Origin of the sequence: Streptomyces sp. SID12501 (genome assembly GCF_010550245.1) — a bacterium.
In the GTDB taxonomy this organism is placed as follows: domain Bacteria; phylum Actinomycetota; class Actinomycetes; order Streptomycetales; family Streptomycetaceae; genus Streptomyces.
The window spans coordinates 64477-85691 of record NZ_JAAGLU010000026.1; the positions used below are offsets into that span (position 1 = coordinate 64477).

General features: G+C 68.5%; 17 protein-coding genes and 1 pseudogene. 9 read left to right on the forward strand and 9 right to left on the reverse strand.

The features are described 5' to 3' along the window. Positions 1 to 33: 33 nt before the first annotated feature. Positions 34 to 1005: a LysR family transcriptional regulator gene (locus G3I71_RS28795; protein WP_164318907.1), complete on the reverse strand. Its 972-nt coding sequence runs from the start codon at positions 1003 to 1005 to the stop codon at positions 34 to 36. A gap of 83 nt (positions 1006 to 1088) precedes the next feature. Here G3I71_RS28795 and G3I71_RS28800 point away from each other — a divergent pair. The 6 genes and pseudogenes from G3I71_RS28800 to G3I71_RS28825 all read left to right on the forward strand — a co-directional run bounded on the left by G3I71_RS28800 (position 1089) and on the right by G3I71_RS28825 (position 9109). Continuing rightward, positions 1089 to 2489, forward strand: a pseudogene (locus G3I71_RS28800) (MFS transporter). 152 nt (positions 2490 to 2641) lie between these two features. Next, complete coding sequence (locus tag G3I71_RS28805; protein ID WP_203731667.1) at positions 2642 to 3943, forward strand: ABC transporter substrate-binding protein; 1302 nt, start codon at positions 2642 to 2644, stop codon at positions 3941 to 3943. Then, positions 3940 to 4932: a carbohydrate ABC transporter permease gene (locus tag G3I71_RS28810; protein WP_164318910.1), complete on the forward strand. Its 993-nt coding sequence runs from the start codon at positions 3940 to 3942 to the stop codon at positions 4930 to 4932. The genes G3I71_RS28805 and G3I71_RS28810 overlap by 4 nt, the downstream gene beginning before the upstream one ends. Further along, positions 4929 to 5753 (forward strand): carbohydrate ABC transporter permease, encoded by an 825-nt coding sequence (locus G3I71_RS28815; protein ID WP_164318913.1) that lies wholly within the window; start codon positions 4929 to 4931, stop codon positions 5751 to 5753. The genes G3I71_RS28810 and G3I71_RS28815 overlap by 4 nt, the downstream gene beginning before the upstream one ends. A 24-nt stretch (positions 5754 to 5777) precedes the next feature. After that, a complete protein-coding gene (yicI, locus tag G3I71_RS28820) occupies positions 5778 to 8096 on the forward strand; it encodes an alpha-xylosidase (protein WP_164318915.1) in 2319 nt (772 codons plus the stop codon). After that, positions 8096 to 9109, forward strand: coding sequence for a LacI family DNA-binding transcriptional regulator (locus G3I71_RS28825; protein ID WP_164318918.1), 1014 nt, complete (start codon positions 8096 to 8098; stop codon positions 9107 to 9109). The genes yicI and G3I71_RS28825 overlap by 1 nt, the downstream gene beginning before the upstream one ends. A gap of 68 nt (positions 9110 to 9177) precedes the next feature. Here the strand turns inward: G3I71_RS28825 and glmS are convergent, their stop codons facing one another. Together glmS and G3I71_RS28835 are read right to left on the reverse strand one after the other, a co-directional pair. Then, a complete protein-coding gene (glmS, locus tag G3I71_RS28830; RefSeq protein WP_164318920.1) occupies positions 9178 to 11025 on the reverse strand; it encodes a glutamine--fructose-6-phosphate transaminase (isomerizing) in 1848 nt (615 codons plus the stop codon). A gap of 140 nt (positions 11026 to 11165) precedes the next feature. Beyond that, a complete protein-coding gene (locus tag G3I71_RS28835) occupies positions 11166 to 11948 on the reverse strand; it encodes a hypothetical protein (RefSeq protein WP_164318923.1) in 783 nt (260 codons plus the stop codon). A gap of 237 nt (positions 11949 to 12185) precedes the next feature. Here G3I71_RS28835 and coaA point away from each other — a divergent pair, with 237 nt between their 5' ends. Then, on the forward strand, positions 12186 to 13175 hold the full coding sequence (gene coaA / locus G3I71_RS28840) for a type I pantothenate kinase (RefSeq protein ID WP_164318925.1): 990 nt from the start codon (positions 12186 to 12188) through the stop codon (positions 13173 to 13175). A 50-nt stretch (positions 13176 to 13225) separates the two neighbouring features. Next, positions 13226 to 14164, forward strand: coding sequence for a DUF389 domain-containing protein (locus tag G3I71_RS28845; protein ID WP_164318927.1), 939 nt, complete (start codon positions 13226 to 13228; stop codon positions 14162 to 14164). 136 nt (positions 14165 to 14300) lie between these two features. On the opposite strand, the gene glmM is transcribed toward G3I71_RS28845, so the two are convergent. The 3 genes from glmM to rplM all read right to left on the reverse strand — a co-directional run bounded on the left by glmM (position 14301) and on the right by rplM (position 16990). Further along, complete coding sequence (gene glmM / locus G3I71_RS28850) at positions 14301 to 15659, reverse strand: phosphoglucosamine mutase (RefSeq protein WP_164318929.1); 1359 nt, start codon at positions 15657 to 15659, stop codon at positions 14301 to 14303. A 305-nt stretch (positions 15660 to 15964) separates the two neighbouring features. After that, the gene (gene rpsI, locus G3I71_RS28855; protein WP_164318932.1) at positions 15965 to 16504 is read right to left on the reverse strand and encodes a 30S ribosomal protein S9; all 540 of its coding nucleotides are present in this window, start codon (positions 16502 to 16504) and stop codon (positions 15965 to 15967) included. 42 nt (positions 16505 to 16546) lie between these two features. Continuing rightward, positions 16547 to 16990 carry a 50S ribosomal protein L13 gene (gene rplM / locus G3I71_RS28860; protein WP_006376008.1) on the reverse strand — a complete coding sequence of 148 codons (444 nt, stop codon included), beginning with the start codon at positions 16988 to 16990 and terminating at the stop codon, positions 16547 to 16549. Positions 16991 to 17419: 429 nt separating this feature from the next. Here rplM and G3I71_RS28865 point away from each other — a divergent pair, with 429 nt between their 5' ends. After that, complete coding sequence (locus G3I71_RS28865) at positions 17420 to 18337, forward strand: hypothetical protein (RefSeq protein ID WP_164318935.1); 918 nt, start codon at positions 17420 to 17422, stop codon at positions 18335 to 18337. Positions 18338 to 18431: 94 nt separating this feature from the next. On the opposite strand, the gene truA is transcribed toward G3I71_RS28865, so the two are convergent. From truA to G3I71_RS28880, 3 genes are all read right to left on the reverse strand, one after another. Further along, a complete protein-coding gene (gene truA / locus G3I71_RS28870; RefSeq protein ID WP_164318937.1) occupies positions 18432 to 19277 on the reverse strand; it encodes a tRNA pseudouridine(38-40) synthase TruA in 846 nt (281 codons plus the stop codon). A gap of 139 nt (positions 19278 to 19416) precedes the next feature. Then, complete coding sequence (rplQ, locus tag G3I71_RS28875; RefSeq protein WP_164318940.1) at positions 19417 to 19941, reverse strand: 50S ribosomal protein L17; 525 nt, start codon at positions 19939 to 19941, stop codon at positions 19417 to 19419. Between the two features lie 215 nt (positions 19942 to 20156). Further along, positions 20157 to 21179, reverse strand: coding sequence for a DNA-directed RNA polymerase subunit alpha (locus G3I71_RS28880; protein ID WP_164318942.1), 1023 nt, complete (start codon positions 21177 to 21179; stop codon positions 20157 to 20159). Between the last annotated feature and the right edge of the window lie 36 nt (positions 21180 to 21215).

A 21215-nucleotide genomic window follows, 5' to 3' on the forward strand; every position in this document is an offset into this window, starting at 1 on the left:
TAGCGCACATGGAGGTCCCGTGTTCGCCATGTGTCACTTGTGAACCGAAATGATGTTGTTGTCCGTGGCCGGAATCCAGTAGCCGACAGGCTTCCGCAACCACCCCTCCTCCTCCGCGAGCCGGGCCGCCGCCCGTCGCAGAGCGTTAAATCCCGGGTGCTCCAGACCCCTCCGCCACACCAGTGACACGGGGGACAACGGAACGGGGTCGACCAGCGGTCGCACCACCGTCCGAGGCAGCGCCGGGAAATCCACCACGGCGAGGACCGGGGTCCGCGTCTTCGCCATGATCCGTTGGAACTCCTCGTCACCCACGGCGAGCGGCGCGGGTGGCGCGATTTCGATACCGCGCCCCGCGAAAAGCCGACGCGCGAGGTCGGTCCACTCCGGGGTCCGGGGGTTCCCCGCACCGGCGTACACGGCCTCCCCCGCCAGCGCCACCAACGGCACCTCGGGCAGCGCGGCCAGCCGGTGATCCTCGGGCAGGACTACCGCCATCGGCTCGTAGCGCACGAGCTGCTGGCCCAACTGCGAACGCAGCACCGGATCCAGGCCCGCGAACCGTCCGAACGACGCGTCGAGCCGACCCGCCAGCAACTCCGCCGCCGCGAAGGCGAGCCCACTCTCGAACCGGGCCATCAGCTCGTACTCCGGGGCGAGTTCACGCGCCAGGTGCAGCACCCGCCGCCCGGTCGAGAGCCCCGGCGAGTTCAGGTCCACCAGCAGCGGCCGGACCTCCCCGAACGCGGCGAACAGCTCGTCCTGGGCCGCCAACACCCGCCGGGCGTACGGCAGCAGCCGCTCACCGTCGGCCGACAGCGCCACCCGCCGGGTCGAGCGTACGAAGAGATCGACGCCCAACTCCCGTTCCAGGCGCCGGATGTCACGGCTCAACGCCTGCTGGGCCAGGTAGAGGCGGGCAGCGGCCCGGGTGAAGTGCAGCTCCTCCGCGACGGCGACGAAGACGCGGAGGAGACGGGTGTCGAGGTGCTTCGGGGCGGGCATCCGGCGAACTTACAACGAGAGTGCGTCAATGACCCGGGACCAGGTGTTGGACCCCGTGATCGACTCCGGGCGACGGTGGGCGCATGCCGCAACCTTCACCCCGGCCGCCCTCCCAGCCACTTTCCACCGTCACCCAGGACGCCCTGGTCATCGCCGACTTCGGCTCCCGCGGCCGTACCCGTACGACCGTCGACCGGCGCCCGCCCGGCCCGTACCGCCGCCTCTTCGCCGTCCCGGGCACCCGCGCCTTCACCGCCGGGAACCTGATCGCCCGGCTCCCCATGGGCATGTTCAGCGTGAGCGCGGTCATCATGATCGCCGGGTCGCGCGGCTCGTACGCCCTCGCCGGCGCCGTCACCGCGACCGGGCTCGCCGCGACAGCGGTCGTCGCCCCCTGGACCGCACGGCTCGTCGACCGGTACGGCCAGGCCCGAATCGCCGTACCGGCCACGGCACTTGCCGCCCTCGGCTCCCTCGCCCTGCTGCTCTGCACGCACTACGGCGCCCCCGACTGGACGCTCTTCGCCGCCTACGCCGCCACCGCCACGACCCCCAACACGGGCGGCATGTCACGCGCCCGCTGGGCCCATCTCCTGAACGGCGACGAGAAGGGCACGGCCGACGGCAAGGGGCGAGGCAGGGCCGACGGGGAAGCCCTGCACACCGCCAACTCCTTCGAACAGGCCGTCGACGAGCTCTGCTTCATGCTCGGCCCGGCCCTCGCGACCTTCCTCTGCGGGGCGTTGTTCCCGGAAGCGGGCACGCTGGTCGGGGCGGTCCTGATGATGACCGGCGTGCTCCTCTTCACCGCCCAGCGATCGACCGAGCCGCCGGTCCGCCCCCGCGTCGAAGGGCTTCACACGCGCGGCACGTCTCCGCTGCGCGCCGCCGGGATGCGCCCGCTGCTCGCCGTATGCCTGGCCACGGGCGCCGTGTTCGGGTCGATGGAGGTCGTCACGATCGCCTTCGCCGACGAGCGGGGGCACCGGGCGGCTGCCGGTGCCGTGCTCGCCCTCCAGGCGGCCGGGTCGTTCGCGGCCGGTCTGCTGTACGGGGCGCTGCGGCCGTCCGGGCCCGCCGAGCGGCGCCACCCCTGGTGTCTGGCCGCGATGACGGCGCTGATGGCCCTGCCGCTGCTCGCCGCCGCGCTGACCGGCTAGCTCCTCGTCCTCGCGGGTGCGCTGCTCGTGGCGGGGACGGCCACCGCGCCCACCATGATCACGAACATGACCCTGGTCCAGAGCCGCACCCCCGAGGGCCGCCTGAACGAGGGCATGACCCTCGCGGTGACCGGCCTCCTCGGCGGCATAGCCTGCGGTTCGGCGGCCGGCGGCTGGACCGCGGAACAGGTATCGGCCACAGCGGGGTTCGGCGTTCCGGTCGCGGCGGCGGCGAGCGCACTGCTGCTGTCGCTGCTCACGCTCACGAACCACGGCCCCGCCACCCGTACTTCACGACCCGTACCGCCCGCGCCTTCCGCATGACCCGCAGGCCAATTCGCGCGCACCCCATTGACTCGCTCAGACGCCACACATACCTTCGCCCGTCGAAGCGCTTCGACTACACGGGTCGAATCAGTTCGACGACCCAGCACGACAGGTGACCGAGATCCATCCGACTCCCCTGGAGGCACTGGATGTTGACGGCGACAAGGTACGGCAGGTTCACAATAATGGCGGCCTCGACGCTGGTCGGGGCCCTGCTGCTGGCCTCCTGCGGCGGCTCGGACAGCGGATCGTCCGACGGGAAGACCCTACGCCTCTGGCACTACGAGGGCCCCGACAGCGCGATGGGCATTGCCTGGAAGGCGGCGATCGAGGAGTTCGAGAAGACGCATCCGGGCGTCAAAGTGGAGTTCGAGGAGAAGGGCTTCGAACAGATCCAGAAGACCGCCCCGATGGTCCTCAACTCCTCCGACGCTCCCGACCTGATGGAGTACAACAAGGGCAACGCGACAGCCGGGCTGCTGTCCACGCAGGGCCTGCTCACCGACCTGACCGCCGAGGTGACAAAGCGCGGCTGGGACAAGAAGATCGGCGCCGGTGTCCGCACCACCAGCCAGTACGACACCAACGGCGTGATGGGCTCCGGCAGTTGGTACGGCGTACCCAACTACGCCGAGTACACGATGGTGTTCTACAACAAGGACCTCTTCAAGCAGCACGGGATCGCCGTGCCGACCTCCTTCGGCGAACTCACCGCCGCCATGGACAAGTTCGTCGCCGAGGGCATCACCCCGCTGGCGAGCGCGGGCGCCGAGTACCCCGCCCAGCAGTACCTCTACCAGCTCGCCCTGTCGAAGGCGGACCGCGCCTGGGTCGACAAGTACGAGCTGTACAAGGGCAAGACGGACTTCCACGACGCCGCCTGGACCTACGGCGCCGAGACCTTCGCCGACTGGGTGAAGAAGGGCTACTTCGGCAAGAACTCCAGCGGTCTGAAGGCGGAGGACGCCGGGGTCTCCTTCATCCAGGGCAAGAGCCCGATCCTGTTCTCCGGCAGCTGGTGGTACGGCCGCTTCAAGAGCGAGGCGAAGTTCGACTGGGGCACGTTCCTGTGGCCCGGCACCAGTCTCTCCCTCGGCTCCGGCGGCAATCTGTGGGTCGTCCCCAAGGGCGCCAAGAACAAGGAACTCGCCTACGACTTCATCGACATCACCATGTCGAAGAAGATCCAGAACCTGCTCGGCAACAAGGGCGGGGTCCCGGTGGCCGCCGACCCGGCCGCCATCACCGACCCGCAGGCCAAGTCGCTCATCGCCGACTTCAACACCCTCTCCGCCCGCGACGGGCTCGCCTTCTACCCCGACTGGCCGGCCCCCGGCTTCTACGACGTCCTCGTCTCCGAGACCCAGAAGCTGATCACGGGCAGCGCGAAACCGGACGCGGCCCTCGACTCGTTGCAGGAGGCGTACGACAAGGGCGTACCGAAGACATGACGGTCACCGTCGAACGGGCCGGCGGGCGGGGCGGGCGAGACCGGGTCGCCAACGGCGCGCGGAGGAAGGGAAGTTCGGGACGTCGCAAGGACTCGTACACCCTCTTCCTCCTCCCCGGAGCGGTCGCCTTCCTCGCCGTGATCGTCGTGCCGTTCCTGATGAACACCGGGGTGAGCTTCACCGATTGGCGGGGCGTGGGCACTCCGGAGTGGTCGGGGCTCGCCAACTACCGGGCGCTGATGGACGATTCGGAGTTCTGGGCGTCGTTCCGGCACAGCATGTTCATGGTGGTGGCGATGGCGGCCGTGCCCACCGCGGTCGGACTCGTCCTGGCCGCCGCCCTGTTCGACTACGTCGGCAAGCACTTCGGGAGCCGGTGGGCGGCCGTGCTCCGCGCCTGCTTCTACCTCCCGCAGGTGCTGCCGATCGCGGTCGCCGGCATCGTCTGGAGCTGGATCCTCGCGCCCGAGAACGGCTCGCTGAACGAGGTGCTGAAGGCCGTCGGGCTGGGCTCCTGGCAGCAGGACTGGCTGGGCGACCCGGACATCGCGCTCTACAGCGTGATGGGCGTGATGGTCTGGGTGCAACTCGGCTTCCCGCTGGTCGTCTTCATAGCGGGCCTGCAACGCGTCGACCCGCAGCTCTACGAGGCGGCCGAACTGGACGGCGCCGGCTGGTGGCGCCGCTTCCGGCACATCACGGTCCCGCAGATCCGCCCCGAGATCTACGTCGTCCTCACCTGGTGCACGATCGCCGCGCTGAAGGTGTTCGGCGCGGTGTACGTCCTGACGAAGGGCGGCCCGGGCGGCGCGACCAACGTGCCGTCCTACTTCTCCTTCACCACGTTCTTCGAGAAGACCCAGGTCGGCTACGGCGCCGCCGTCTCCACCGTCCTGACGGTGATCATCCTCGCCGTCTCGCTCATCGGCCTGAAGCTCCAGACCCGGGCCGAGGACGCCGAGGACGCTCCGACAGGGGGACGGGCATGACGACCGCCCTGCGCCGCTACCCGGTGCTCATCGCCCTCGTCCTCGCCGCCCTGTTCATGGTCGTGCCGTTCCTGATCGTCGCCGTCAACGCCGTGAAGTCGCCCGCCGAGTACTCCGCGAACGGCCCGCTGAGCCTCCCCGAGGGCATCTACCTCGATGGCGTCAAGGACTTCTGGGAGCGGGTCGACTTCGGGCAGAAGCTCGTCAACTCGGCACTGATCAGCGGGTCGGTGGCCATCCTGGCGGTCGTCCTGTCGGTGCTGAACGCGTACGCGATCGGCATCGGCCGGATCAGAGGCCGCACCTGGGTCCTGGCCTTCTTCGTCCTCGCCAACATGCTGCCGCAGGAGGCGCTGGTCTACCCGGTGTACTACCTGAGCAAGGAAGTCGGCCTGTACGACACCCGGTTGAGCGTGATCATCGTCTTCACGGTGATCCAGGCGGCCTTCGGTACGTATCTCCTCTCCTCGGTGCTGGGCCAGTTCCCCCGGGAGATCATCGAGGCCGCGCGGATCGACGGCGCGAACAAGTGGCAGGTGCTGTGGCGGATCGTCGTCCCGGTCAGCCGCCCCACGCTCGGCGTGCTCCTCGTCTTCTTCTTCATCTGGACCTGGAACGAGTTCCTGCTCCCCCTGGTGATGCTGATCTCCAACGACAACCAGACGGTGTCGGTGGCCCTCGGCGTCCTCCAGGGCCAGCGCCTGATGGACGCCACGATGACCAACGCGGCTGCCCTACTGGGCGTGTTGCCCGCCCTCGTCTTCTTCCTCGTCTTCCAGCGAACGCTCACTCGCGGCATCGCCGTGGGTGCCGTCAAGTAGTCCAGTAGCAAGGAGACCCCCCACGTGAAGTTCACCGACGGCTATTGGCTGCTGCGCGAGGGCGTCACCGCCGCCCACCCGGTCGAGGTCCTCGATGTCACGGACACCGACGGCACGTTGGACATCCACGCGCCGACCCAGCCCATCCGCCACCGCGGCGACCTGCTGAAGGGACCGGTCGTGACGATCAGCGCCCACGCCCCGATGCCCGACGTCATCGGCGTCACGTTCACGCACTTCCAGGGCGAGCAGCCGCAGAGCCCTCAATTCGAGCTGAGAAAGGAGGACTTGACGACACACACCGAGTACGACGACGAGCACGCGACCCTGACCTCGGGCACCCTCTCCGTCCGGGTCAGCCGCACCAGCCCCTGGCACGTCGACTTCCTCGCCCACGGCCGCGTCCTCACCAGCAGCGGCCCCAAGGGCATGGGCATCATGCGGGACGCGGCGACCGGCGCCCACTATCTGCGCGAGCAGCTGGGGTTGGGCGTGGGGACGAGCGTGTACGGCCTCGGCGAACGCTTCGGCCCGCTCGTCAAGAACGGCCAGGTCGTCGACATGTGGAACGCCGACGGCGGCACGGCGACCGAACAGGCCTACAAGAACGTCCCGTTCTACCTCACGGACGCGGGCTACGGAGTCTTCGTCGACCACCCCGGCCGGGTCTCCTTCGAGGTCGGCTCGGAGGCGGTGTCGAGGGTCCAGTTCAGCGCCGAGACACAGCAGTTGACGTACTACGTCATCCACGGCCCGACCCCCAAGGACATCCTCCGCAAGTACACGGCCCTGACCGGCCGCCCGGCACTCCCGCCGCCGTGGTCGTTCGGCCTGTGGCTGTCGACGTCCTTCACCACCTCCTACGACGAGGAGACGGTGACGTCGTTCATCGAGGGCATGCGGGAGCGCGAACTCCCGCTCTCCGTCTTCCACTTCGACTGCTTCTGGATGCGCGAGTTCAACTGGTGCGACTTCCAGTGGGACCCGCGGGTGTTCCCCGACCCCGAGGGGATGCTCCAGCGGCTGAAGTCAAAGGGCCTGCACATCAGCGTCTGGATCAACCCGTACATAGCCCAGCGCTCGCCACTCTTCGCGGAGGGCAAGGCACTTGGCCACCTGCTCCGCCGACCGGACGGCAGCGTGTGGCAGTGGGACCTGTGGCAACCGGGCATGGCACTGGTCGACTTCACCAGCCCGGCCGCCCGCGACTGGTACGCGGCGAAACTGGAGGCGCTGCTCGCGCAGGGCGTCGACTGCTTCAAGACCGACTTCGGTGAACGGGTCCCGCTGGACGTGGAGTTCGCCGACGGCTCGGACCCGGAGCGGATGCACAACTACTACACGTACCTCTACAACAGGACCGTCTTCGACGTGCTGCGCAAGCACCGCGGCGAAGGAGAGGCGGTCGTGTTCGCGCGTTCGGCGACGGCCGGGAGCCAGCAGTTCCCGGTCCACTGGGGCGGCGACTGCGAGGCGACCTACGAGTCGATGGCGGAGTCGCTGCGCGGCGGACTGTCCCTCGGGCTCTCCGGGTTCGGCTACTGGAGCCACGACATAGGCGGCTTCGAGGGCACCCCGAGCCCGGCGCTCTTCAAACGCTGGATCGCCTTCGGCCTCCTCTCCTCCCACAGCCGCCTGCACGGCAGTTCCACCTACCGGGTGCCATGGCTGTTCGACGAGGAGGCCGTGGACGTACTGCGACTGTTCACCCGCCTCAAACTCCGCCTCATGCCGTATCTGTACGAGGCCGCCCGCACCGCCCACACCGAGGGCGTCCCGATGATGCGCGCGATGGTCCTGGAGTTCCCGGACGACCCCGGGTGCGCCCACCTGGAACGGCAGTTCATGCTCGGCCGGGACCTGCTGGTCGCACCGGTGTTCAGCGACGAGGGCGAGGTGTCGTACTACGTCCCCGAGGGCGAGTGGACCCACTTCCTGACCGGCCGTACAGTGACCGGCCCCCGCTGGATACGGGAGCGCCACGGCTTCGACAGTGTGCCGCTGCTGGTGCGCCCCGGGTCGGTGATCCCGGTGGGCGCGGTGGACGACCGCCCCGACTACGCGTACGCCGACGGGGTCACGCTGCACGCGTACGGTCTGGAGCGCGGCGCCCAAGTAACAGTCCCGATAGGTGACTTGACGTTCACGGTCGTCCGCGAGGGCGACACCCTGCGGGCGTCGTGCAGCGATCCGTCGGCGCCGTGGGGACTGGCGGCGGGCAGACGTGAAGTACGGGCGAAGGCGGGCACCGGGTTCCTGACAGTGGAGCTGGGACCGCTGGAACCGGGGTCGCCGGAACCGAAGTCGGCGGCACCGGGGCCGGTCGAGTCGGGAGGCGAGTGATGGTGAAGATCACCGATGTGGCACGGCACGCCGGGGTCTCCCCGAGCACGGTGTCGTACGCCCTGAGCGGCAAGCGCCCGATCTCCGAGGAGACCCGGCAGCGCGTCGAACGCTCCATCCACGAACTCGGTTACCGCCCCCACGCGGGCGCCCGTGCCCTGGCGAGCAGCCGCTCCAACGTCCTGGCGCTGGTGATCCCGTTGCGGACCGGCATCCACGTCCCGGTCGCGATGCAGTTCGCGGTGTCGGTGGTGACGGCCGCGCGCCGCCACGACCACGACGTCCTGCTCCTCACTCAGGAGGAGGGCGAGTCCGGTCTGCGCCGGGTGGCGGACACGGCTCTGGTGGACGCGCTGATCGTGATGGACGTCCAACTCCACGATCCCCGGCTGCCGTTGCTGCGTGCACTGGACCTGCCGTCGGTCCTGATCGGCTTCCCGTCCGACCCGGCCGGCCTGACCTGTATCGACCTGGACTTCAAGGCGGCGGGCGAGTTGTGCGTGGAACGGCTCGCGGCTCTGGGGCATCGGGTGATCGCCCTGGTCGGCTCACCGCCCGAGGTGTACGTACGCCGGACCGCGTTCGCCCAGCGTGTGGTCCAGGGGTTCACGGCGGCGGCGGACCGGGGCGGGCTGTCGTCCTCGGTCCACCCCTGCGAGGCGACGCCGGCCGCGGCGAGGGTGGTCGCGGAGCAACTCCTGCGCGAGCACCCGGCGTTGACAGGGGTCGTCGTCCACAACGAAGCGATCCTGGAACCCCTGATCGACGCCTTCGAGCAGCTCGGCCTGCGTGTCCCCGGCGACCTCTCCGTCACCGCGATCTGCCCGGACGACGTCGCCGAGAACCTGCCCGTACCGGTCACCTCGGTCGCCATACCGTCGGCGGAGATCGGAACGCGGGCCGTGGACCTCCTGATGAAGAAGCTCAACGGCACGGGCCACGCCCCGGAGTCGACACTCCTGCCACCCCGCCTGACGGAACGGGCGAGCACGGTGGCACGGGCGGCACCGTGAACCCGTAACCCTGTCAGCCGAGTTGACCGGTCCAGGCATTCGAACCACTCCACCGCCTACCCCACTGCCTACTCCACCGTCACCGACTTCGCCAGGTTCCGGGGCTGGTCCACCTCGTTGCCCCGAGCCGTCGCCAGCTCGCAGGCGAAGACCTGCAACGGCACCGTGGCGACCAGCGGTTGCAGCAGGGTCGGCGTGGCCGGAATACGGATCAGGTGATCCGCGTACGGCACCACCGTCTCGTCCCCCTCCTCCGCGATGACGATGGTCCGCGCGCCCCGGGCCCTGATCTCCTGGATGTTGGACACGATCTTGTCGTGGAGAACGGACCGTCCACGCGGTGAAGGCACGACCACGACGACCGGCACGTCCTCCTCGATCAACGCGATGGGCCCGTGCTTCAACTCGCCGGCGGCGAACCCCTCGGCGTGCATGTAAGCCAGCTCCTTCAGCTTGAGCGCGCCCTCCAGCGCCACCGGATACCCGACGTGCCGCCCGAGGAACAGCACCGTGTTCTTGTCGGCGAGCGAACGCGCCAGCTCACGCACGGGCTCCATGGTCTCCAGCACCCGCTCGACCTCACCGGAGATGTCCGCCAGGTCCCGCACGACGGCCCGGATCTCGTCGCCCCACTTGGTGCCGCGCACCTGCCCCAGATACAGGGCGACCAGGTAGCAGGCCACCAACTGCGTGAGGAACGCCTTGGTCGAGGCGACCGCGACCTCTGGCCCCGCATGTGTGTACAGCACCGCGTCCGACTCGCGGGGGATCGTCGAGCCGTTGGTGTTGCAGATGGCCAGCACCTTGGCACCCTGCTCGCGGGCGTGCCGCAGCGCCATCAGGGTGTCCATCGTCTCGCCGGACTGGGAGATGGCGATGACCAGGGTCCTCGAGTCGAGAATGGGATCCCGGTACCGGAACTCGCTCGCCAGTTCCACCTCGCACGGGATGCGCGTCCAGTGCTCGATGGCGTACTTGGCGATGAGCCCGGCATGAAAGGCCGTACCGCACGCGACGACCACGACCTTCTCGACCTCCCGCAGCGCACCCGCGGGAATCCGCACCTCGTCGAGCGTCAGTGACCCGGCCGCGTCGATACGGCCAAGGAGCGTGTCGGCGACAGCCTTGGGCTGCTCGGCGATCTCCTTGAGCATGAAGTAGTCATAGCCCCCCTTCTCCGCGGCCGACACGTCCCAGTCGACGTGATACGACCGCGCGTCCCCCGGACCGCCGTCGAAGCCCGTCACCGTGACCCCGTCCCGGCGCAGCTCCACGACCTGGTCCTGGCCCAGTTCGATGGCCGACCGCGTGTGGGCGATGAACGCGGCGACGTCCGAGGCGAGAAAGGCCTCGCCCTCTCCGACACCGACCACGAGCGGCGAGTTCCGCCGCGCCCCGACCACCACGTCCGGCTCGTCGGCATGCACCGCGACCAGCGTGAACGCACCCTCCAGCCGTCGGCAGACGAGCCGCATGGCCTCGGCCAGATCGGCGCAGGAGGAGAACTCCTCGGCGAGCAGATGGGCGACGACCTCGGTGTCGGTCTCGGAGGCGAGTTCGTGCCCCCGCTCGGCCAGCTCCGCCCGCAGACAGGCGAAGTTCTCGATGATCCCGTTGTGGACGACGGCGACGCGCCCGGCGTTGTCGAGATGCGGGTGGGCGTTGGCGTCGGTCGGCCCGCCGTGGGTGGCCCACCGGGTGTGCCCGATGCCCGTACCGCCGGCCGGCAGCGGCCGTTCGACGAGTTCCTTCTCCAGGTTGACAAGCTTCCCGGCCTTCTTGGCACCGGCCAGCCCGCCATCGGCCAGCACAGCGATCCCGGCCGAGTCGTACCCCCGGTACTCCAGCCGCTTGAGCCCGGCCATCACGACATCGAGAGCCGACTGCGACCCCACGTAACCCACGATTCCGCACATGCTGCGCAGCCTACGATCGAACACGCGCCACACCGGGGCACCGCGTGCCCGATATCGGAAATTCCCGCCGGGAGCACGAAGCCCCCGACGGGAACGGAATCGACGCGGATCGAAATCGAAGTGGATCGAAAGAGAGTCGCTCAGCCGAGCTTGGCCAGCTGCGCGTCGACGAGCGCCGTGGGGAAGGTGAAGTCCTTGCCGGTGGAGGCCGCGGCGAAGTTGATGGCGGGGATGTAGACGACGGTGGCGCCCTTGCGGACGACCACGCTCTTCATCGGCGCCTTCACGCCCTCGGCGTCCACGGTCACCGTCAGGGCGAGCGCCTCGTCGGCTCCCTCGGGCGCCGTGGTGGTGGCCACCTTCGCGGCGTCGGTCTTCGTGCCGGCCACGGTGTAGGAGAACCCGCCACCGCACTTCGTGGCGGCCGTGTCGAGGTCCTTCATCGCCTGCTCGGCGCCGCCGTCCTCGTAAGAGGCCAGTGTGATGATGGCCTGCTCCAGGTCGAGGGCGGCGAGGAACTGGTCCTCCTCACTCGCCCCGGCGGCGGGCTTCTTGGCGTCGCCCTTCCAGGCCCGCTTCACCACGGCCGCCGGCTTGCCGACATAGCTGCCGGACTGGAGGAACGTGAGCGGCGCGCACGCCGCGTCCGTCGACGACACCTTGTCCTGGGCGATGTCGTCCGTGGCCGGCACCTTCTCGGTGAGGGTCCCGCTCTTGACGTCCGCCTGCACGAGGGCGGCCTTCGCCAACTCGGCGGCGGTGAGGGCCTTGGTGGCGGCCTCACCGGCGGCCTTGTCCCCGGCCGGTGAGGCGGAGGCGGCCTTGTCGCCTCCGCCATCGGATCCACCGCAGGCGGTGACGAGGAGAGCCAGGGCGGCGGCGGAGGCGGTGAGGGCGGTACGGCGAACGACGGTGGCTCTCAAGGAAAAGGGCTCTTTCTCTTCGGGTTCTCTTACTCCGGACAATGCTTTACGCGCACTTTACTCAAAGTCGCCACGCAAATGATCGACAAACTGCTGTTCGATACCCGTCCGTGACACCAGCCTCACCCGACACGCCAGCCTCACCCGACACATCAGCCACACCAGCCACATCCGACGCACAGCCAGGCGTGACGCACTCCACCCCCCACCCCGGCCACACTCCCGTAACAATGGACTGTGATCTCTCCGGTCTCCTCGATGCCCCGGAGCGCCCACCGGCAGCGGCCGGAGGCGACTCCCTACGTCGACCTCACCCGCGCCGAGTGGAGTGCGCTGCGCGACAAGACGCCTCTCCCCCTCACCGCCGAGGAGGTCGAGAAGCTGCGCGGTCTGGGCGATGTCATCGACCTCGACGAGGTGCGGGACATCTACCTCCCGCTCTCCCGCCTCCTCAACCTCTACATCGGCGCCACGGACGGGCTGAGAGGAGCCCTGAACACCTTCCTGGGCGAACAGGGCGCCCAGACCGGCACCCCCTTCGTCATAGGGGTCGCGGGCTCGGTGGCGGTGGGCAAATCAACCGTCGCCCGTCTCCTCCAGGCGCTGCTCTCCCGTTGGCCCGAACACCCACGCGTGGAACTGGTGACCACGGACGGCTTCCTGCTCCCCACCGAGGAGCTGACGTCCCGTGGCCTGATGTCGCGCAAGGGCTTCCCCGAGTCGTACGACCGCCGGGCCCTCACCCGCTTCGTCGCGGACATCAAGGCCGGGAAGGACGAGGTCACGGCCCCCGTCTACTCCCACCTCATCTACGACATCGTCCCCGACAAGAAGCTCACGGTCCGCCGCCCCGACATCCTGATCGTCGAGGGACTGAACGTCCTCCAGCCCGCCCTCCCAGGCAGCGACGGCCGCACCCGCGTCGGCCTCGCCGACTACTTCGACTTCAGCGTGTACGTCGACGCCCGCCCCGAGGACATCGAGCGCTGGTACCTCAACCGTTTCCGCCGACTGCGCGAGACGGCGTTCCAGAACCCGTCCTCGTACTTCCGCAAGTACACGCAGGTGTCGGAGGAGGAGGCCCTGGACTACGCCCGCACCACCTGGCGCACCATCAACAAGGTGAACCTCCTGGAGAACGTGGCCCCCACCCGGGGCCGCGCCACCCTCATCATCCGCAAGGGCCCGGACCACAAGGTGCAACGCCTCAGCCTGCGCAAGCTGTAACCAGGCCACGCCACAACCGCCGCCGCACACGGCCCGGTTACCCTGCCCCCATGCTCCACCTACGCCTCATCACCCCGACCGACAGAACGAACGACGTGGTCAAGCTGATCGAGAAGACGGTCGGCACCACCCACCTCGTCGTCCTCCCCGGCGCCGCCCGCAACCCCGCCGGGGACGTCGTGATGTGTGACGTGGCCCGGGAGGCGGGCGACGAACTCATCGCCGGCCTGCGGGAGTTGGACCTCGACACGACCGGTTCGATCGCCGTGGAGAACATCGACCTGTCGCTCTCCAAGCGCGCCGACAAGGCGGAGAAGGAGGCACCGGGCGAGGGCGCGGACGCGGTCCTGTGGGAGCACCTCGCGGACGCGACGCACGAGGAGTCGACGCTGTCGATCACGTACGTCGCCTTCATCACGCTCGCCACGATGATCGCGGCCTGCGGTGTGGTCCTCGACAACGCGATCCTGATCGTGGGCGCGATGGCGGTCGGCCCGGAGTTCGGCCCCCTGGCCGGCCTGAGCACAGCCCTGGTCCAACGCCACCCGAGACTGGCCGCCCGCTCACTGACCGCCCTGCTGGTGGGCTTCGCGGCGGCGATGCTGGTGACGGTCGGCTTCAGCTACTTCATGGACGCCGTCGGCCTGTTCACCGAGGCGAAACTGGAGGCGGACCGCCCAAACACCGGCTTCGTCTACGCCTACGACTGGTTCTCGTTCGTCGTGGCGGTCCTCGCCGGCGTCGCCGGCACCCTCTCCCTGACATCGGCGAAGTCCGGCGCCCTGGTAGGTGTCGCCATCTCCGTGACAACGATCCCGGCCGCCGCGAACGCGGCAGTGGCCCTGAGCTACGGCGACACCACCCAGACCACGGGCTCCACCATCCAGCTCCTCCTGAACCTCCTGGGCATCATCCTGGCCGCCACCCTCACGCTGCTGGCCCAGAAATGGCTGTGGAACACCCAAAGAAAAACCGGCCGGGCTTCCTGAGAGGCACTGACACGAACGCGCCCGACAGGGGCGCGGGGCTCTGACATTTGCGGCTCCGCCGCGTGGGCGCGACAAGCCACGACGCACCCACAGCCCGCCACGAACCAGCACCCCACCCCGAACCCGGCCCCGCCAACTACCCGAGCGCCGACTTCACGACATCCGCCAACCGCCCGGCCACAGACCGAGCCTGATCAATATCCGCAGCCTCGACCATCACCCGAACCAACGGCTCGGTCCCGGAAGGCCGCAACAACACCCGCCCCGTAGCCCCGAGTTCCCGCTCGGCCTCCGCCACCGCGGTCGCCAGCTCCGCGGACGACCCCACCCGCGTCCGATCGACATCCGGCACATTCACCAGCACCTGCGGCAACCGCACCATCACCGCCGCGAGATCCTTCAGCGTACGACCGGTCTGCGCGATCCGAGCCGCCAGCAGCAACCCGGTCAGCGTCCCGTCACCGGTGGTCGCGTGGTCCGAGATGATCACATGCCCGGACTGCTCACCGCCCAGCGCGTACCCGTGCTCCTTCATCTCCTCCAGCACATAGCGGTCCCCGACCGCCGTCTGGATCAGAGACAGCCCTTCCCGCTCCATCGCCAGCTTGAAGCCCAGGTTGGACATCACCGTCGCGACAACGGTGTCGGCACGCAGTACGCCACGCTCCCGCATCGCCAGCGCGAGTACGGCCATGATCTGGTCGCCGTCCACCTCCTCGCCGGTGTGGTCGACGGCGAGGCAGCGGTCGGCGTCACCGTCGTGGGCGATGCCGAGGTCGGCGCCGTGCTCGAGGACGGCGGCCTGGAGCTTGCCGAGGTGGGTGGAGCCGCAGCCGTCGTTGATGTTGAGGCCGTCCGGCTCCGCGCCGATGGTCACGATCTCGGCGCCGGCCCGGGTGAACGCCTCGGGCGAGACCAGGCTGGCAGCGCCGTGCGCCTCGTCCAGCACGACCTTCAGACCGTCCAGTCGGTTCGGCAGCACCCCGACGAGATGGGTGACGTACTGCTCGAAGCCCTCGTCGTACGACCGCACCCGGCCCACGCCGCCGCCCGTCGGACGCTCCCAGGGAGCGCCGGTGCGGTGCTCCTCGTACACGGCCTCGATCCGCTCCTCCAGCTCGTCGTCGAGTTTGTGGCCGCCGCGGGCCAGGAACTTGACGCCGTTGTCCGGCATGGCGTTGTGGCTGGCCGAGAGCATCACGCCGAGGTCGGCTTCCAGCTCGGCGGTGAGGAACGCGACCGCCGGGGTGGGCAGCACGCCGACCAGCAGGACGTCGACGCCCGCGCTGGCGAGGCCCGCGACCACGGCGGCCTCCAGGAACTCCCCCGACGCACGTGGGTCCCGTCCGACCACGGCGACCGGCCGGTGGCCCTCGAACGAACCCGCCTCGGCGAGTACATGGGCCGCCGCGACGGACAGGCCGAGAGCCAGCTCGGCCGTCAGGTCCACGTTGGCGACACCGCGCACGCCGTCCGTGCCGAAGAGTCGTCCCACTGGTGTCCTCCGAAGATGCTGGAAATGTGCGCACTGTACGTAAGTACGTACGGCTCATGCGCTGAGGGGGCCTGTGTCGTGCGGCTCATGCCGAGTGTCCATGCCGGACCTGACTACGTATATCCCCTGTGCCTGTTTCCAGGCTGTCGGGTGCGTTCCCCGATCCTGTACCGCGGGCCTGTGATAGGTAGCCATGAGCCTCTGACAATTCACGTCCCCTGTAAACGAACCGCCCCGACAGCACGGAAAGTGCCGCCGGGGCGATACGTACGAGACGTGTGAAACGTCCGAGAACAGCGGGGCGATTAACGCTTGCTGTACTGCGGGGCCTTGCGGGCCTTCTTGAGACCGGCCTTCTTGCGCTCGACCGCACGGTCGTCGCGACGGAGGAAGCCCGCCTTCTTGAGGGCGGCGCGGTTGTTGTCCACGTCGGCCTCGTTCAGCGCGCGGGCCACACCGAGGCGCAGGGCACCGGCCTGACCGGAGACGCCGCCACCGGTGATGCGGGCGACAACGTCGTAGCGGTTGTCGAGCTCGAGCACCTTGAAGGGCTCGTTGACTTCCTGCTGGTGCACCTTGTTGGGGAAGTAGTCCTCAAGGGTGCGACCGTTGATCTTCCACTTGCCGGTGCCCGGAACGATCCGGACGCGGGCGATGGCTTCCTTGCGACGGCCCAGGCCGGCGGCCGGCTGCGGGTCGCCGAAGCGGCCGTCGAGGGCCTCCGAGGTGTACTCACCCTCGACTACGGGTGCCTCGGACTCGGTGGTGTAGCTCTCGACGTCGGCGTTCTCGAACTCGACATCGGCAGTCTCGTCGAGCGGCTGCTCGACAGTGGTCTCGGCCACGATTCTCCTCAGAATTCTCTACGTCTTAGGGTGTGGCCGGAACTACTGCGCGACCTGGGTGATCTCGAACGGCACCGGCTGCTGGGCAGCGTGGGGGTGCTGGTCGCCCGAGTAGACCTTCAGCTTCGAGAGGCACTGACGGCCCAGGGTGTTCTTGGGGATCATGCCCTTGATGGCCTTCTCGACGGCCTTCTCGGGGTTCTTCGCCAGAAGCTCGTCGTAACGGACGGAGCGCAGACCACCCGGGTAACCGGAGTGGCGGTACGCCATCTTCTGGGTCTTCTTGTTGCCGGAGAGGTGCACCTTGTCGGCGTTGATGATGATGACGAAGTCACCAGCGTCGACGTGGGGCGCGTAAATCGGCTTGTGCTTGCCCCGCAGAATGTTCGCGGCAGTGGTGGCCAGACGGCCCAGGACGACATCCTGGGCGTCGATGACGTACCACTGGCGAGTGATGTCGCCGGGCTTAGGGCTGAACGTACGCACTTCGTAGCCTTCGCTTCTTCAGTGGATGGGTCCTGACACATGGCATCACTGAAGCGATCGTGCAGCTGGGGGCGGCAATGCCGGGAACGTCACCCGTATACCGCCCACTGGAAACTGCTCCAGGGAACCTACGTAAGGGCCCCTCGCGTGAGAACGACGAAGCCGATACGCATAACGAACGCCCAGGCTACCCGCGCTGCCCCGGACGGGTCAAAACGAGCTCGGCGGGCGCGGGGCGAACACAGGTGGACGGGACACGTGTAGACCCACCCAACGACCGCCGCAACGGACAGTACGGGCCGCTGCGTGAGAAACCCACCTGAACCCCGACCGAACCCTGACCGCGCCCCGACCTTGTGGCCCCTGTGGCCCATGAGAAGGCCCTGAGACGCATCGGCACAGGGGTTGCACGGCGTCTAAGATGCGCCCATGAGCTTTGGGCAGGGGGGACCTAATTGGGATCCCTGGAAACCGAATACCCCGCAACAACCGTGGGACGACCAGAGCGGCCGGGCCCCGCAGCAGCAGCCGTGGGGCGGCCAGATCGGCGGCCAGGCCCCCGACTGGGCGGCGCTCGCCGACGCGTCCGAGACCCGTAACAGGCGCCGCAGACTCCTGCTGATCGTCGGGGCCGCAGTGGCCACCGTCGGCGTGGGCGCGGCCGTCGCGATGGCCGTGGTCAACGCGGACGGCGACAACCAGGCCTCCAACAAACCGACCTCCGGTCTGCCCGCCACCGCGGACATCCCCAGCGACACCGCCTCGACGGTGCCGTCGTTCGCGCCGACGAGCGCTCCGCCGCCGCTGGATCCGAAGGACTTCATATCCAGTGTGGACAAGGACACGGCGGAGCTGAGCCCGGACACCCTCTTCCCCGGTACGCAGCTGACGATGGGCGAGCGCCTCTACAAGAAGGGCCCGACCGGCGACACGACGAACTGCGCGTCGGCCGCGAAGAGCACCCTTCCGAAGATCCTGACGGACAACAAGTGCACGCGCTTCCTGCGCGTCACGTACAGCAAGGACGGCATCGCGGTGACGGTCGGCGTGGCCGTCTTCGACACCGAGGCGCAGGCCACGAAGGTCAAGACCACGGCGGACAAGAAGAGCATCGTCGAGTCCCTGTCCGGCGGCGGCGTCCCGACCTTCTGCCGCGCGGCGATCTGCCGCTCGACGACCAACTCCTACGGCCGCTACGCCTACTTCACGATCGCCGGCTTCACCGACGGCAAGAACGTGACGACGAAGAGCACCGCCGTCTTCACCACGGGCGACGACCTGGCCGAGTTCGCCTTCCGCCAGATCCGACGCCGCGGCGAGGCCCAGGCCTCGGCGGCCAGCCAGTAGCAGCAGCACTGCCCAGCAGCCCTCTCCCGGCTCCCGATGGCCGACGATCACTGATCGTCGGCCATTGCACGTCAGCCACTTCTCAGCACGCTTCTCAGTGCACTTCGCCCCGCACCCGCCGAGCCAGCAGCTGCCGCCCGGCAAGCAGCTCGTCCGCCGGATAGGCGACCTCCTCCAGGGTCAGCCCGTACGGCCGTACGACATGCACGGCGCTGTCACGCACCCGCGCGTCCAGCACCCGCCGCGGCCACTCCACGTCCCGGTGCCCGTCGCCCACGAACAGCAGCGCGCCGACCATGGACCGCACCTGGTTGTGGCAGAAGGCGTCGGCACGGACCTCGATCTCGACGATGCCGTCCAGCCGCCGGCGCACCCCGAAGTCGAGGACCTCGCGGACCGTCGACGCACCCTCGCGCTTCTTCGCGTACGCGGCGAAGTCATGCTCCCCGACAAGGGACTTGGCGGCAGCGTCCATGGCGGCGACGTCCAACTCCCAGTCGTGCCACAGCACATGGTTGCGCAGCAGCGGATCCACGCCACCGGCCCGATCACCGACCCGGTACACGTAACGCCGCCACAGGGCGGCGAACCGCGCGTTGAACCCGGCCGGCGCCTCTGCCGCACTCCACACCCGCACGTCCTTGCCGAGCCGCCCGGCAAGCCGCTTGAGCAGCTTCTCCTGGTGCTCGCCCCACACCTCCACCGGCACATCGACATGGGCGACCTGCCCCCGGGCATGCACCCCGGAATCGGTACGCCCGGCCACGGTCAGCTCGTACGTGGCCTCCCCGGACCGGGTCACCGTCCGCAGGGCGTCCTCGATCTCCCCCTGCACGGTCCGCCGTCCCCCGGGCTGCTTGGCCCACCCGGAGAACGCGGTGCCGTCATAGGAAAGGTCCAGCCGCACCCGCACGAACCCGGACTGCACGTCATCACTCACCCAGAGATCCTCTCAACAACACAAAAGCGGGCCCGCTCCGGAAAGGAACGGACCCGCTTTCAGGGGCGCGGGGAACTGCGCAAACAACCACGACGAAGCCGCAGCCGCAGCCGCCGACCAGCAGAACCCCGCAGAACGCTTACGCGTCCTTGGACTCCTCGGCGGCGGCCTCATCAGCCTTGGTCACATCGACCTTGGCGTCCTCGACCTGGGTCTCCTCGACCTTGGCCTCAACAGCGGCCTCGGCGTCCTTCGCGGAGCGCTTCGTCGCCGCCTCGGCCTCACCGGTGGCCTGCTGGGCCACGGTCAGGGCCTCCACCAGCTCGATGACAGCCATGGGCGCGTTGTCGCCACGACGGTTACCGATCTTGGTGATACGGGTGTAACCACCCGGGCGGTTGTCGTAGCGCGGGCCGATCTCGGTGAAGAGCGTGTGCACGATGCTCTTGTCCGTGATGACCTGGAGCACCTGACGGCGGTTGTGAAGGTCGCCCTTCTTCGCCTTGGTGACCAGACGCTCAGCGTACGGACGGAGCCGGCGCGCCTTCGCCTCGGTGGTCGTGATCTTGCCGTGCTCGAAGAGCGACTTCGCGAGGTTCGCAAGAAGCAGCTTCTCGTGCGCGGCACTGCCGCCCAGACGGGCACCCTTGGCAGGCTTCGGCATGTTTTCTCCTAGGTGTCTGCCCCGGCCGTATCAGGTACCGAAGTCAGTATCCGAGCGGGCGGACGCCCGTCGAAGATCCGGCCATCTCTCTCAAGATGCTCGGAGGGTCCGCGCCCCGTAAGGGGCGCGGGGCTGTGTGGATCTGCGGCTCCGCCGCGTGGTCGCGACCAGCCGCAGCGGTACCACAGCCAAATTCAGGCCGCCTCGCGAAGCGACTAGTACTGCTCGGTCTCCACAAAGCCCGCATCCACGTCGTCGTCGGCGCCGAAGGCATCGACCGCGGCGGTCGGGTCGAACCCGGGAGGCGAGTCCTTGAGAGCAAGACCCATCCCCGCGAGTTTAGCCTTGACCTCGTCGATCGACTTCGCACCGAAGTTACGGATGTCGAGCAGGTCCGCCTCGGAACGAGCCACGAGCTCACCCACGGAGTGGATGCCCTCACGCTTGAGGCAGTTGTACGACCGGACGGTGAGCTCGAGCTCCTCGATCGGCAGCGCAAGATCGGCAGCCAGCGCGGCATCGGTCGGGGACGGGCCCATGTCGATGCCCTCGGCGTCGACGTTGAGCTCACGGGCAAGCCCGAACAGCTCGACGAGCGTCTTACCGGCGGAAGCCATCGCGTCACGGGGACGCATGGACTGCTTGGTCTCGACGTCGACGACCAGCTTGTCGAAGTCGGTGCGCTGCTCGACACGCGTGGCCTCGACCTTGTACGTGACCTTCAGAACCGGCGAGTAGATCGAGTCGACCGGAATACGCCCGATCTCCTGCCCCACCTGCTTGTTCTGAACAGCCGAGACGTAGCCGCGACCGCGCTCGACGGTCAGCTCCACCTCCAGCTTGCCCTTGCCGTTGAGCGTGGCGAGGACGAGGTCGGGGTTGTGCACCTCGACACCGGCCGGCGGCGCGATGTCGGCGGCGGTGACGAGACCCGGCCCCTGCTTGCGCAGGTACATCACGACCGGCTCATCGTGCTCACTGCTGACCACGAGCTGCTTGATGTTGAGGATGAGGTCGGTGACGTCCTCCTTGACACCCGGCACAGTGGTGAACTCGTGCAGAACGCCGTCGACACGGATGCTGGTGACAGCCGCACCCGGAATCGAGGACAGAAGAGTCCGGCGGAGGGAGTTACCGAGGGTGTAGCCGAATCCCGGCTCCAGCGGCTCGATGACGAACCGGGAGCGGAACTCGTCGACGACCTCTTCGGTCAACGAGGGACGCTGAGCGATCAGCATGTGGAAATCCTTCAGTCATGGACACCCGCTATTTGA